Source organism: Rhodococcus sp. IEGM 1307 (genome assembly GCF_030056915.1).
Taxonomy (GTDB): domain Bacteria; phylum Actinomycetota; class Actinomycetes; order Mycobacteriales; family Mycobacteriaceae; genus Rhodococcus_F; species Rhodococcus_F opacus_D.
Map to the genome: position 1 here is coordinate 23,464 of NZ_JASHKW010000023.1, position 12,894 is coordinate 36,357.

General features: G+C 65.9%; 14 protein-coding genes. 8 read left to right on the top strand and 6 right to left on the bottom strand.

Annotation, left to right across the window (positions count from 1 at the left end; genetic code table 11):
* Positions 1-5 precede the first annotated feature (5 nt).
* Together QM841_RS33985 and QM841_RS33990 are read left to right on the top strand one after the other, a co-directional pair.
* A complete protein-coding gene (locus QM841_RS33985; RefSeq protein WP_349307439.1) occupies positions 6-563 on the top strand; it encodes a sigma-70 family RNA polymerase sigma factor in 558 nt (185 codons plus the stop codon).
* Positions 550-1,218 (top strand): zf-HC2 domain-containing protein, encoded by a 669-nt coding sequence (locus QM841_RS33990; RefSeq protein WP_283335300.1) that lies wholly within the window; start codon positions 550-552, stop codon positions 1,216-1,218. The genes QM841_RS33985 and QM841_RS33990 overlap by 14 nt, the downstream gene beginning before the upstream one ends.
* A gap of 24 nt (positions 1,219-1,242) precedes the next feature.
* Here the strand turns inward: QM841_RS33990 and QM841_RS33995 are convergent, their stop codons facing one another.
* Together QM841_RS33995 and QM841_RS34000 are read right to left on the bottom strand one after the other, a co-directional pair.
* Positions 1,243-1,623 carry a hypothetical protein gene (locus QM841_RS33995; protein ID WP_283335301.1) on the bottom strand — a complete coding sequence of 127 codons (381 nt, stop codon included), beginning with the start codon at positions 1,621-1,623 and terminating at the stop codon, positions 1,243-1,245.
* A gap of 141 nt (positions 1,624-1,764) precedes the next feature.
* Positions 1,765-2,025: a WhiB family transcriptional regulator gene (locus tag QM841_RS34000; RefSeq protein WP_283335302.1), complete on the bottom strand. Its 261-nt coding sequence runs from the start codon at positions 2,023-2,025 to the stop codon at positions 1,765-1,767.
* A 232-nt stretch (positions 2,026-2,257) separates the two neighbouring features.
* Here QM841_RS34000 and QM841_RS34005 point away from each other — a divergent pair, with 232 nt between their 5' ends.
* The gene (locus tag QM841_RS34005) at positions 2,258-3,670 is read left to right on the top strand and encodes a PLP-dependent cysteine synthase family protein (protein WP_283335303.1); all 1,413 of its coding nucleotides are present in this window, start codon (positions 2,258-2,260) and stop codon (positions 3,668-3,670) included.
* Positions 3,671-3,684: 14 nt separating this feature from the next.
* Here the strand turns inward: QM841_RS34005 and QM841_RS34010 are convergent, their stop codons facing one another.
* On the bottom strand, positions 3,685-4,194 hold the full coding sequence (locus tag QM841_RS34010; RefSeq protein WP_283335304.1) for a GNAT family N-acetyltransferase: 510 nt from the start codon (positions 4,192-4,194) through the stop codon (positions 3,685-3,687).
* A gap of 456 nt (positions 4,195-4,650) precedes the next feature.
* On the opposite strand from QM841_RS34010, the gene QM841_RS34015 reads away from it, so the two are divergent.
* The gene (locus QM841_RS34015) at positions 4,651-5,715 is read left to right on the top strand and encodes an LLM class flavin-dependent oxidoreductase (protein WP_283335305.1); all 1,065 of its coding nucleotides are present in this window, start codon (positions 4,651-4,653) and stop codon (positions 5,713-5,715) included.
* Positions 5,716-5,810: 95 nt separating this feature from the next.
* Here QM841_RS34015 and QM841_RS34020 read toward each other — a convergent pair whose 3' ends face one another.
* Positions 5,811-6,842, bottom strand: a complete 1,032-nt coding sequence (locus tag QM841_RS34020; RefSeq protein ID WP_283335306.1) for an aldo/keto reductase — start codon at positions 6,840-6,842, stop codon at positions 5,811-5,813.
* Positions 6,843-7,173: 331 nt separating this feature from the next.
* Here QM841_RS34020 and QM841_RS34025 point away from each other — a divergent pair, with 331 nt between their 5' ends.
* Both QM841_RS34025 and QM841_RS34030 read left to right on the top strand, forming a co-directional pair.
* Entirely contained in the window at positions 7,174-7,968 is a 795-nt protein-coding gene (locus QM841_RS34025; RefSeq protein ID WP_283335307.1) for a class I SAM-dependent methyltransferase, read from the top strand.
* A 167-nt stretch (positions 7,969-8,135) separates the two neighbouring features.
* Entirely contained in the window at positions 8,136-8,339 is a 204-nt protein-coding gene (locus tag QM841_RS34030) for a cold-shock protein (protein WP_005242781.1), read from the top strand.
* A gap of 124 nt (positions 8,340-8,463) precedes the next feature.
* On the opposite strand, the gene QM841_RS34035 is transcribed toward QM841_RS34030, so the two are convergent.
* Positions 8,464-9,807 carry an NAD-dependent succinate-semialdehyde dehydrogenase gene (locus QM841_RS34035; protein WP_283335308.1) on the bottom strand — a complete coding sequence of 448 codons (1,344 nt, stop codon included), beginning with the start codon at positions 9,805-9,807 and terminating at the stop codon, positions 8,464-8,466.
* Between the two features lie 529 nt (positions 9,808-10,336).
* Here QM841_RS34035 and QM841_RS34040 point away from each other — a divergent pair.
* Positions 10,337-10,495 carry a hypothetical protein gene (locus QM841_RS34040; RefSeq protein WP_016880869.1) on the top strand — a complete coding sequence of 53 codons (159 nt, stop codon included), beginning with the start codon at positions 10,337-10,339 and terminating at the stop codon, positions 10,493-10,495.
* Positions 10,496-10,575: 80 nt separating this feature from the next.
* Here the strand turns inward: QM841_RS34040 and QM841_RS34045 are convergent, their stop codons facing one another.
* A complete protein-coding gene (locus tag QM841_RS34045; RefSeq protein WP_283335309.1) occupies positions 10,576-10,947 on the bottom strand; it encodes a thioesterase family protein in 372 nt (123 codons plus the stop codon).
* Positions 10,948-11,210: 263 nt separating this feature from the next.
* Between QM841_RS34045 and QM841_RS34050 the strand changes: the two genes are divergently transcribed.
* The gene (locus QM841_RS34050; protein ID WP_349307440.1) at positions 11,211-12,857 is read left to right on the top strand and encodes an alpha/beta hydrolase; all 1,647 of its coding nucleotides are present in this window, start codon (positions 11,211-11,213) and stop codon (positions 12,855-12,857) included.
* Positions 12,858-12,894: the final 37 nt, after the last annotated feature.

Consider the following 12,894-nt stretch of genomic DNA (forward strand, 5'->3'; position numbering starts at 1 on the left):
GAGTGGTGCGGCTTCGTATCGTGCGCACACGCGGGGACCAGTCCGAGGGAAGTTTGGATGACGAGAAGGTGTTGCGGGCCGCCTACGACGACCACGGGAGGGAACTGTTCGCCCTCGCCTACCGCTCCCTCGGAGACCGGGGTCGCGCGGAGGAGGCGGTACAGGAGACGTTTCTTCGGGCGTGGCGGCGCGCGGACCGGTTCGACCCGCGACGCGCTACGCTCCGGACCTGGCTGTATGCGATCTGCCGCAACGTGGTGATCGACGCGATCCGGGCTCGTGCCGCCCGACCCGAGCTGGCCGACGCTGCACCACCCGAGCTGCCCGCACCCGAGCGTCCCCTCGAACAACTGCTGGTGGGGCTCGAGATGGAGGAGGCGCTGCGGCGGCTGTCGGATCAGCACCGCTGCGTCCTGGTCGAGATTCACCTGCGTGACCGGCCCGCCGCCGAGGTGGCCGCACAGCTCGGCATTCCCGTGGGCACCGTCCGCAGTCGTGTGTACTACGCGCTGAAGGCTCTCCGACTCGTACTCGAAGAAATGGGGTGGCATGGTGACCACTGACCGCTGCCAGCAGATACGCACCATGTTGGGGATGTACGCGCTCGGTCGCCTCGACGACCGCGAGATGATCACGCTTCGCGCGCACCTGGACGGCTGCCCGGAGTGCCGCACCGAGTTGCGTCTGCTGACGCCGGTCGCGGCTGCCCTCTCTGCGGCGGACCCGGACCGGCTCACCGAACCTGCGCCCCGGCCGTCGTCGACGCTGCCCGACGCGATCTTCGGGGCGGTCGACCGCGAACGCGGACGGAAGCGGTACCACCGGATCGCAGTCGCCGCCGCGGCCGTCGTGATCGCCGTCGGCCTGGTGGCCGGCGGGTTCTTCCTGCGCGGGGGCACCTCGACAGCCCCGCCCGGGCAGCCGGTGGCATTCACGGTGCTCGCCGCAGGTGTGGACGCCTCCGCGCGGGTGGAAAACCGGGCGTGGGGAACCGGAATCAGCCTCGACGTCGCCGGACTCCCACAGGGCCGCACGTACAACGTTTGGCTCCAACGCTCCGACGGAAGTCGCATGAATGCCGGCAGTTTCATCGCCGGCGGCGACAAGACGATGTCGATGCAGTTGGCGGTGGGGCTGCCGATGTCGGATGCGACGATGCTCGGGGTGAGCGCCCCGGGCGACGACCGGACCCTGCTGCAAGCGCCCCTGCGGTCCTGACCGACGCCAATCCTCGTGGACGACTCAGAGGAGCCGGCCGTCGCGAGCGACGACCCCTCCGGCCCGCACCACCGTGTCCCGACGGGGGACGTCGACGACGATCTGCGGCACGCATTCTCCGTCCAGCAACATGAAGTCGGCGGGTGAACCCGGTTGCAGGTCGGCCCGCGGCAGCCCCATGGCGGCAGCACCGCCGTCGGCGGCGAGTCCGAAACACGCCTCGAGATCCTCGTCGAGGCGTGCGTCGAGTGCCCAGGCGAGTAGCCACGCGAAGGCACGAGACCCGGACGGAGCGGAAGAACTGGCCCGCCGACACGTCGTGGGTACCCGGGTTGAAGCCGTCCGCTCCCTGGCCGCCGAGACCGGGACGACCTGAGGCGCCCCAGGTAGCACGCGGGCGACCACGGTCTCTCCTAAGACTGCGAGATTCGAACGTACCTGGTTACCCGATCAGGGCCACCAAATCTACTCGTCGCGAATGTTTCGCATCCGCCGACGACGCTCGTGCCGAGTCGCTCGTGTGAGAATGCCGGCGCGGGTATTCGCTCACCGGCCGAGACGTGCCAGCCGTTCGCCCGGTGTCGTCGCACCCCAGACGCCGTGCTGTTGGCCGGTGTGGAGGGCATACTCGAGGCATTCCTCCACCACCGCGCAGCCGCGGCAGAACTCCTTGGCGAGATCTTCCCGCTCGGAGCGAGCGTTCCTGCGTTCGGCGTCAGCCGGGAAGAAGATCTCCGCGTCCGCTTCATGGCAACGCGCAGACAATCGCCACTGCCACAACTCGGTGTCGTGAGGATGCAGTGTCATCACCGGTGTCGACATCTTTCGACTACCCCCTTCGCTCTCGGTCGCCCCGAATTACAGCCCATTCGGCAACACACGAGAAGAATTCGAATCTCCAGGATTGCGGGGTGAACGCGCCGCGCCGTTCTTGGTGAGCCACTGAAGATCTGATCGGCGTGACGCGAATCCTGTTGTTCGACGACTGCTCTTGCGATGCTGACCGGGTGACACCCGGGCGGCCTCGAAAGGCAGACGCATGACCATCCTCGATCCCCCGACAGTCGACGCCGCGAGCCTCGGAGTCTACGACTCGATCACCGACGCCATCGGCAACACACCCCTCGTCCGGTTGAACCGGGTAACCGGAAGTATCTCCGCGACGGTGTATGCCAAGCTCGAGTTCCTCAACCCCGGCGGAAGTGTGAAGGATCGCGCCGCCCTGGCCATGATCAACGCGGCCGAGGAATCCGGGGAACTACTGCCCGGAGGCACCGTCGTGGAGGGCACGTCGGGCAATACCGGAGTCGGGCTGACGTTGGTCGCCGCCGCGCGGGGATACCGTTCCGTCGTCGTGGTACCCGACAAGACGAGCGTCGAGAAGATCGCGTTGCTGCGGGCGCACGGGGCGCAGGTGCATGTGACACCGGGCGGCAGGCCCAGCCACCATCGCGAGTTCGTGCGCAACGTGGCCACTCGTCTCGCGGCGGAGATCCCCGGCGGCTGGCTCGCCGGCCAGTACGACAACCCGGCCAATCCCCACGCGCACCGCACCACGACAGGTCCGGAGATCTGGCGTCAGACCCAGGGCCGAGTCACTCATCTCGTCGCCGGTGTCGGAACCGGTGGGACCATCACGGGGACGGGCGAGTTCCTGACGAAGGTCTCCGGCGGGGCCGTGCAGATCATCGGCGCGGATCCTGATACCTCCGTATACGGTGGGGGAGACGGACGGGCCTGGTACATCGAATCCGTGGGCCATTTTCTGCACCCGCAGACCGAGCACGACGAGTGGCCGGATTCCTATCACCCGGACGTCGTCGACCGACTCGAGCGGATCCCGGACATCGAGGCGCTCACGGTGCTGCACCGCCTCGCCCGGGAGGAAGGACTCCTCGTCGGAGGTTCCGCCGGTACCGCGGTGGCCGCCGCCCTGCGGGTCGCGCGGACCCTCGGTCCGGACGACGTCGTGGTCGTGATCGTCCCGGACTCGGGCCGGGCCTACCTGTCGAAGTACTTCGACAACGAGTGGCTGGGACGGCTGGGCTTCCCGCTCTACCACGCAGCGACCGGACCCGTTGTCGGTGACGCACTGGGCGGCCGGGGGAGCGCACCCCGGGCCGTGCCGTCCACCGCGACCGTTGCGGAGGCGCGTGACGTGCTCGCGGACACCCCGGCCCTGCCCGTCGTGCTGGCACGCCCGATCACCGGTCCGGTCGTGGTCGCGGAGATCCAGGGGTCCGTCAGTGCCGCGGCGCTGTCACACGCTCCGGAAGACGACCCGATCGGTGTGCACGTCGATCAGCCGTTGCCCGTCGTGGGAGTCACCGAGGAGTTGTCGGTGGCAATGCGACGAATCGGGGGGCACCGGGGGCCGGTCGTCGTGTCCGAGAACGGGCGAGCCGTGGCGTTGGTGGACGCTGACGTCGTCCTGACCTCGCCTGTCGCGTGAAGTGCGGTGATTCGTCATCCTTGATCGAACACCTTCTCGAAGCAATTCGAGAAGGGCAAGATTTCGTATGGGGAGAAGATCGGAATCCGTGAGTAGCCGCTCTTCTCGTACAACCTGACCGCATCGGGTTGCCGGTCGCCCGTCTGGAGAATCAGGCGTGGGCGCCCCGCCTTCCTGGCGGCATCCTCGACCGCGCTCAACAACGCTGTCGACACCCCGGTTCCGCGATGTTCCACTGTGACGAACATCCGTTTCAACTCCAGGTCGTCGCCGTTCCACCTGAGCGCGGCGTGACCGACCGCTTCTCGAGTGTCGGTTGCCCCCGCGGCGGTGTACACCACCACTGTGAGGAAAACGGACGTCGAGTCAACCGCATTGGTGGCGGCGCGGTCTGCAGTCGATACTCGGTCGGAGTATCGCGGCCCCACTTCGCGGGCCATGGCCTCTCGCAATGCCTCCGCGTCGGGGTCGAACCAAGACACCGCGGTTACGTGAAGGTGCGAGAGTGCTAATTCAGAGGTCATTCACATTCTCCGTCGATGAAAATGCAGTTTCGGTAGATGCTTCCCGATCTTCATCCGGGATTCGAGGGTTGAAATCACCTTGACGCCAACGGTGTCCAGCAATCTCTGTTCGCTACCGATGAAGGTGCAAGGTGCATCGACATTTCCGATCTGAAGGAATCTATGTCCAGTTGTGTCGAACTGTCGCACGTCAGGCCCTGTTTCTCATCGTGGAGGACGCAGGGCATGGACGTTCAACGGTGACAACCGGGGTTAGTATCGCGATGTCCGGATGCTGGTCACGTCGTCCAGTCGGGTGATGAGTCGTCCCTCGGGGGCGGAAGTAGGGGATGGACGCAATCGCGGCGGCGCACACGGCCGTCAGTCCGGACGCGCTCTCCGCCCAATCGTTGGAGACGGCACGATTCGCCGATCTCAGCCGGCCGATCATCGACGTCGAACAGGAATCACCACCTCATGAGTCTCGAATTCCTCTGGTACATCCCGAATCAGGTCACCCCGGGACACCGCGGCGACGCCGTCACGGTTGACCACAACAGTCTGGACACCCTCACGAGCCAGGCGAAGGCCCTCGAGGACCACGGCTGGAAAGGGGCCTTGATCGGCACCGGCTGGGGTAGACCGGACACACTCACCGTCGCCGCCGCCCTTGCGGCCAGGACGGCGACATTCGAGCCGCTCATCGCGATCCGGCCCGGCTACTGGCGACCGGCTCACTTCGCCTCCGCCGTCGCTACTCTCGACCATCTGACCGGCGGCCGGGTCCGGATCAACATCGTGTCCGGGAAGGACAACCTCGGAGCCTACGGCGAACACGAGAGCGACCAGGACCACCGTTACGCTCGCACCAAGGAGTTCCTCCAGCTCGTCCGCAAGCTGTGGTTGGAGCAGAACGTCAGCTACCGGGGTGAGCACTTCCAGGTCACCGATTCCACAGTGCTGCCCCGGATCTCACCACGCGGAGATCGACTCCACCCGAAGCTCTACTTCGGTGGCGCGTCCGATGCCGCCGAGCGTGTTGCGGCGACCGAGGCCGACGTTCAGCTCTTCTGGGGTGAGCCGCTCGCGGGTGTGCAGGAGCGGATCGAACGGTTGCGGTCACTGAGCGAGGAACTCGGCCGAGCGCATGCGCCGCTCGAGTTCGGCCTGCGGATCACCACCTTCGTCCGGGACACGACCGAGCAGGCCTGGGCCGAGGCAGAGGAGAAGGTAGCGGAGTTGGCGAAGAATCAGGGTGCGCCGCCGCAGAACCCGCATCGCCAAACCGCCGTGGGACAGCAGCGACTCCTCGCCCTGGCTACCCGTGGCGACGTGCTCGACGACAACCTGTACACCGCACCCGGGAAGTTCGGTGGCGGCGGCGCCGGCACCACCTGGCTCGTCGGCTCCCCGGAGGACGTCGCGAAGTCGCTGCGCAAGTACCAGGACCTCGGCATCACCCACTTCGTACTCTCGGACACCCCGTATCTGCCGGAAATCGAGCGTCAGGGCAACCAGCTGCTGCCGCTGCTGCGGGAATGAGCGGGGGAGCGCTACCTGCGCTTCCCCGCAACAGGTTTGCGCACACGGTGACAGTCACCCGCCCGCGCAGTCGGGCACGAGCGGGTGACTGGTTGTCAGAGTCTGAGTCCGGTTCCGTGCACGCCGTGTTCCTCGATGAGCGCGAGTTCTTCGTCGGTGAGCGGCGGGAAGTTCAGGGCCGCGATGTTGTGGTCGAGCTGCTCGGTGGAACTCGCTCCGACCAGCGCCGAGGTGACCTCCTGCCGCCGCAGCACCCACTGCAGCGCGAGCTGTGCAAGTGACTGGCCGCGGGCCTCGGCAATCTTGTTGAGCTCGGCGGTGCGTTGCCGGTAGGTCTCGTCGATCACATCCGGCGTCAGGAACGTGCTGTTCTGTGCTCGTGCGTGTTCGGGAATCGTCTCCAGGTACTTGTCCGTCAGTAGACCCTGCGCCAGGGGTGAATACACGATCAGCCCGAATCCGTCCTGCCGGGCGGTGTCCAGCAAGCCGTTCTGTTCGGGACGGCGGTCGTAGATCGAGTAACGCGCCTGGTGGATGAGCAGCGGAACGCCGGCCGCGCGTAGCAGTTCGGCGGCTTCGTGTGTGCGATCGGGTAGGTAGTTGGAGATTCCGACGTAGAGCGCCTTGCCCTGCTCCACTGCGCTGACCAGAGCCCCGACGGATTCCTCCAGTGGCGTGCTGAGGTCGGGGCTGTGATGGTAGAAGATGTCGACGTAGTCGGTGCCGAGGTCGCGCAGACTGTGGTCGAGCGAGGTCAGGATCGACTTGCGCGAGCCGCCTTTGAGATACGGGCTCGGACCGATCGGGTTGCCTGCCTTGGTCGACAGGATGAGTTCGTCCCGGTAAGGCGCGAGGTCCTTGGCGAGCACGGCGCCGAAGTTCTTCTGGGCTGCGCGATGCGGGGGGCCGTAGCGGTCGGCGTTGTCGAAGTGGGTAATGCCTAGGTCGAACGCGTGGAGGATGATCTCCCGCTGAGTCGCGAAAGCGTAGTCGCTACCGAACTTCTGCCACAGGCCGAACGAGAAGGCAGGCAGATCGAGTCCGGAGTTTCCGGTGCGGTGGTACGGGACCTTCTCGTAGCGGTCTCCGGCCGCGGCGTAGGTGAGATCGAAGGGGCTGTCGGTCATCGGTGTCGTCTCTTCCGGTCTGTTCGGTTGTTGTCGTGGGTCGGTCACAGACTGGCGCGCGGTGTCGGCCCGGTGCAGGAGAGACGGCGCAACATCGAGTCTGCTCCATACAAACACTGTCACCGGACGACGATGGAAAGTGAATCGTTGAGATCGTGCAGATTCTCTGAAAAGACTGTCGAGCCCGCACCACATTCGCGACGACACACAGCAGAAGCGGGGGCAGAGTGCGGATCGTTCGACCCGATCTCGAATCGATCCGATCGAAAATGGGGACAAAGGCCCGACGTCCCGCCCATCGTCGAGAACTTCGAATCACTATCTTGGGGCTGTGGGCGATGACACCTGGGCCAGTGTGGCCGACCAATTTGCCGACGAGGCGTATACCTCGGTGAAGGGGCTCGTGCGCACCTATGTGCTGCACCAGCATCTGTTGGAGCATTTGCCGGCGCCCCCAGCCCCTGTGCTCGATGTCGGCGGCGGCGCGGGCCATCAATCGTTCCCGCTGGCGCAAGCCGGTTACGACGTGACGGTGCTCGACCCGTCGTCGGCGATGCTGGACAAGGCTCGACAGCGACTCCAGCGGCTGCCTGGTGAGGTCCAACGACGGGTGACGCTCGTGGAGGCCGACGGCGAGAACGCCGATGAGGCGGTGAATGGTCAACGCTTTGCCGCCGTGTTGTGTCATGGCGTGCTCGGGTACCTGGAGCATCCGGAGCCGCTGGTCGACCAGCTGTGCCGGTGCACTGCTGCCGGTGGCGTCGTATCGATCATGACGGGCAACGCGAAGGCGATGGCAGTGCGCCCGGCCCTGGAACAACGGTGGGACGACGCTCTGGCGTCGTTTGACACCAGGGGCGAGATCGGGGTGCTGGGAGTGCCGACTCGAGCCGACACGGTGGAGGAACTCAGCGAACTCGTGCGGAGCCGCGGCGTGGAGCCGGTGCGCTGGTACGGGGTATGGCTGTTCGTCGACTGGCTCGACTTCGGTGGTGCCGAGTTGGACCCGAACGATTCGAAGGAGGTGGCGGCGGCGGCCGCCGTCGAACTCGAGGCCAGCCGACGAGACCCCTACCGTCAACTCAGCCGCGTCTTTCATCTCGTGGGACGCAAACGTCCGGGCTGACGGGACAACGGCGCTGGGTGGTGGTCCGCAGACCGCGCTTGGTGTGTGTAAAAACGTCGACCCGCAGGTGACCGGTTCTTCGCGACTACATCGGGGATGGCAGGATCAAGTCATCGAGATCGGAACCTCGATGTGAGGGTCCGGATCGAGATTGAGGGAGTATCGGCATGGCGCAGGGCATTGTGAAGTGGTTCAACGGTGAGAAGGGCTTCGGTTTCATCGCACCCGACGACGGAACTCCGGACGTATTCGTGCACTACTCGGAGATCTCGGGCAGCGGTTTCAAGTCGCTCGACGAGAACCAGCGTGTGGAGTTCGAGGTTGGCCAGGGGCAGAAGGGCCCGCAGGCCACGAACGTGCGCTCTGTCTGACCAGTGCAACGTGGGGACCGCATCCGGTGGGTGCGGTCCCCATTTCTGTTGCCGGATGGGTATCCGGTGAGGGCGCCGGTATCGAACTGCACGCCGAGGGCGCTGAAATACTGGAATTGTCGGCTCAGCTGACGCGGATGAGTTTCTTGTTCACGAATTCGTCGATCCCGTATTTGCCGAGCTCGCGACCGAAACCGGAGCGCTTCACGCCGCCGAACGGCAGCTCGACTCCTTCGGCGCCAACGGCATTGACGAACACCATCCCGGCCTCTAGTGAGTCGGCGACGCGGTAGGCCTGATCGGGGTCGGTGGTGAAGACATACGAGCCGAGACCGAACGGAGTGTCGTTTGCCAGCTCGACGGCCTCGTCCTCGGAACGCACCTTGTAAATCGTCGCAACCGGCCCGAACAGTTCCTCCCGGTAGGTTCGTGAATCCCGTGACACATTCGTCAGCACGGCCGGTGGGAAGAAGGCACCCTTCCGATCGCCCTCCGACACCAGCGTGGCGCCCTCGGCGATCGCCTGCTGCACCTGCTCGGACAACCGGTCGGCGGCGGCCACCGATGACAGCGGCGCGAGTCCGTCTGCGGTGGCGAGCACCTCCGCGGTGAATCTACCGACGAAGTCGTCGTAGAGGTCCTCGGCGACGATGAATCGCTTCGCGGCGTTGCACGCCTGCCCGGTGTTCTCGAAACGACCTTCTATTGCCGCTTTGACGGTGGCGTCGAGGTCATCTGAACTGAGCACGATGAACGGATCGGAACCCCCGAGTTCCAGTACCACCTTCTTGAGGTTGCGGCCTGCGATCTCGGCGACCGCTGCGCCCGCACGCTCGGACCCGGTCAACGACACGCCCTGGACCCGTGGGTCGGCGATCGCGTCGGCGACCTGCTCATTGGTGGCGTAGACGTTGACGTAGGCGCCCTCCGGATATCCGGCGTCGGTGAAGATCTGGTGAAGTGCCGCCGCCGATTCCGGACACTGCGGTGCGTGTTTGAGCACGATGGTGTTGCCCAGCGCCAGATTCGGACCCGCGAACCGGGCGACCTGGTAGTAGGGGTAGTTCCACGGCATGATCCCGATCAGCACGCCGATCGAGTTGCGGCGGATCAGCGCGGTACCCTCACCCTCGACCAGGTCGATCGGCTCGTCAGCCAGGAACTTCTGGGCGTTGTCGGCGTAGTACTGATAGATCGCGGCGCTGAAGTCGACTTCCCCCAACGACTGGTCCAGTGGCTTGCCCATCTCCCTCTGGATGATCTTGGCCAGTTCGTCGCGGCGTTCGGTGTGCAACTCGGCCACCTTCCTGAGCAGTTCGGCGCGCTCAACCACCGTCGAGCCGCGCGACCACTCACGGTGCGCCTTTTCCGCCGCGGACAACGCCGCCTGCATCTGCTCGTCGGTCGCGGTCGGATATTCGCGCACCGTCTGTCCGGTGGCGGGGTCCACAACTGCGTACAGGCTCATGTTCACGTCTCCTCGGAGGGTGGGGCATTCCAGTATCGCTTGCGACGGGCGCCTGGGGTGTGGTCCTCGCGAGTAGATCGCCCGATCATCACCTGGAATGGTCGGCAACAGGCCGCGCGAGGTGGGGGCGGCGCTGCCCCAGCAGGTCGCTTATTCGCGGCGGCCGCGCAGTGAGATCGTTCACTGCTCAGCAGGAGGATCGTATGGGGGTATAGGCTTGATACATCGGAATGGTCGTCGCATCGAGCGAGTCGCTCAGGCGTTCCCGATTCGAAAGAATGCCGGCCGATGCGAGGAGCGTCCATTTGATGCCAATGGCTACAGGCACGCACGCCCAGGCGCCGCGCAGATCCGCACCGCGCGAACACTTCCCGGGGTGGGCGCGCCGTCCCGGATTCGATGCCGACACCACGCCTGATGGCGAGCTGCCTACGACGTCATGCGGACCGCGACACATTTCGACCATGATCTACCCGGTCGCCATCACCCCAACCGGCCGCGCCCACATACACCTGAAGCAAGGAACAGAATGACCATCGATCACGACAAATCCGAACTCCCACTCTTCTCTGCGCAGCGAACGCTGACCCACAGCACCCCCGAGCCCGTCTCCGACGCGCCGCGCACCGGTGATTCACCCACGCAAACATCCGCCGAGATCCACCGGTCACTATTCAGCGACGAGTGAGCAACGGTGCCCACCGTCAGGGCTAGGGGATCGGGCTGGTCGTGACGTGGCGATCAGCGGTCAGTGCGCGACAAGCTCGGTCAGCGATCAGGCTTCGCGCGTGACGTCGCCGCGAGAAACCGGTCCCGGTCGACGATCGCCCGGTCGATCTCGCCCGACGCGACAACCTTCCCCGAGCTATCGGTCGCCCGCACGGCGAAGGTAAGGCGGTGGCCGACAGCGGCGGCTGGTGGCTCGGCCGCGATCTCGACGCTGGCACCGACCGGTGTCGGGCTGCGGTGCTCGATTCGGACAGCGGTCCCCACTGTCGTCTGGCCCGCACTGATGAATGATGCAGCGCAGGCGACGGTGGCCGCCTCCATCCACGCAATCAGCCGTGGGGTCGACAGCACCGGAACGTCACCGCTGCCCAATGCGGTCGCGGTATCGGACTCAACTACCTCGTAGCGCACGCCAATACAGTACGTCAGGCGCGGCCGATCCCTTGGTACAGCACTTCCGGTTCGGGCTTTGACGGTCCCGCCGGTGGTGCACGCTGGCGCAGCACCGCAAAGGCGTGTGCACCCGGACATTCCGTGCGACATCTTCGTTTCCGGGGTTACCGGTCGTCGCGATGGTGCGTCTGAGACACTGGCTGCTGAGGCGGTAGCGGGCGGGCTGCGGCCCAGGCGCCACTGTCGTCACGACACGGGACTACGAGGGGGATCGCGAGAGTATGCCGGGGATCGATGGGCACTTGGACTCGAGGCAGCGCGCGGGCGCGAGGTTTGCACGGCGGACTCGGTTTGTCGCCCTGATCGGCGGCCTCACCGCCACACTCGCCCTGGGGGCGGTACCGCTCGCCACCGCACAGCCGGCACCGGGTGACGATCTTCGCTGGGGGTCCTGCCCGGCCGAATACGAGCTGGACCCGGCATCCGATCAGTGCGCCTCGGTCACCGTTCCCCGCAACTACGCGGACCCCGCCGCCGGCACGATCGACGTGCTCGTCACCCGCCACCGCGCCGAGGATCCCAGCTCGCGCCGCGGCGTGCTGTTCACCAATCCCGGTGGGCCGGGCGGAGACGCGATCGGCTCGAACAGCATGTTCGTCGAGATCCTGCCCGACGCGGTCCGCGCACAGTGGGACGTGATCGGTATCCAACCGCGCGGTCTTCCCTACGCCGGCGCGGTCGAGTGCGTGCTGGCCCCTGAACAGACGACGGCGATGAGCCTCGGCTTCGGCGGTGCTGCGACGCGCAACGCATGCGAGTCCGCTGCGCCAGGCACCACGGCGCACCTGACGACCGAGAACACCGCGAAGGACTGGGAGCAGGTCAGGATCGCACTCGGCGAGGACGTCATCGACATCTACGGCCTCTCGTACGGCACGATTCTCGGATCCACCTATGCGACGCTCTTCCCTCAGCACACCGGTCGCATGGTCCTCGATTCCGCGGTCGACCAGAAGTGGCTGTGGAACGACGTGTTGTGGCAGCAGAACGACGGCTACAAGGATCGCTTCTACGACCTCATGGACTGGATCACGGCCCACGACGACACGTACGGGCTCGGTGACACCCCACTGAAGGTGTATCAGCGGTGGTCGGACCGGATCGTCGAGGAAGCCGGCGGGAACCCGACCCTCGCGCCACCGCCCGCCCAGATCGGTGACGTACCGCCCGGCCTGCAGGCCGTTGCGGATGCTTATCGCGGTGGGGTCGATCTCACCGGACCGGCACGCGTTCAGTTCGAGGCCTTCATCCGTAGCCTCGCCGACCCGTCGCACACCCAGATGTCGTCCAGCATCTACGTGATGACGCGGCAGGTGCTTCCCGCCCGCAACAGCTGGCCACTCATGGCCCGGGTGATCCGGGACGGGCGAGACGCGATTCCCGACGGCACCGCGATGGACGACCTGACGGAGCAAGAGTACGAGCGGATTGCCCAGGCCCAGGTGATGCAGTCACTGGTCCTGTGCAACGAGAACAATGTCGCCGCTCGGCCGGACCGCATTCCGGGTTGGCTCTTCTCCACCTTCGTCACCGGAGATCTCTTCGACCTCATCGGGTACAGCTACAGCGCCGGGCCCGAATGTGCCGGTGCGCCGCCCGTCGTCGCGCTGCCCACGTTGAGCAATCGAGGACTGGCGACGGCCCCGCTCGTCCTGCAGGGAATGCGCGACCCACAGACCCCCTATCAGGGCGGAGTTCAGCTCGCCCACGACATGGGGGCGCACCTCGTCACCGTCGAGGGAGGAGATCACGGTGCGGGGATCCAGGGTGGCAACGCCGTCGTCGACCAGGCCGTCACCGAGTACCTCGAGACCGGGCGCACCACTGTCACGCACGCCCCTGAGGCGCCGATCACCGCACCGCTGTGAAGTCCGGGGCCGGGCCGCGGACGAAGTGATCTAGGCA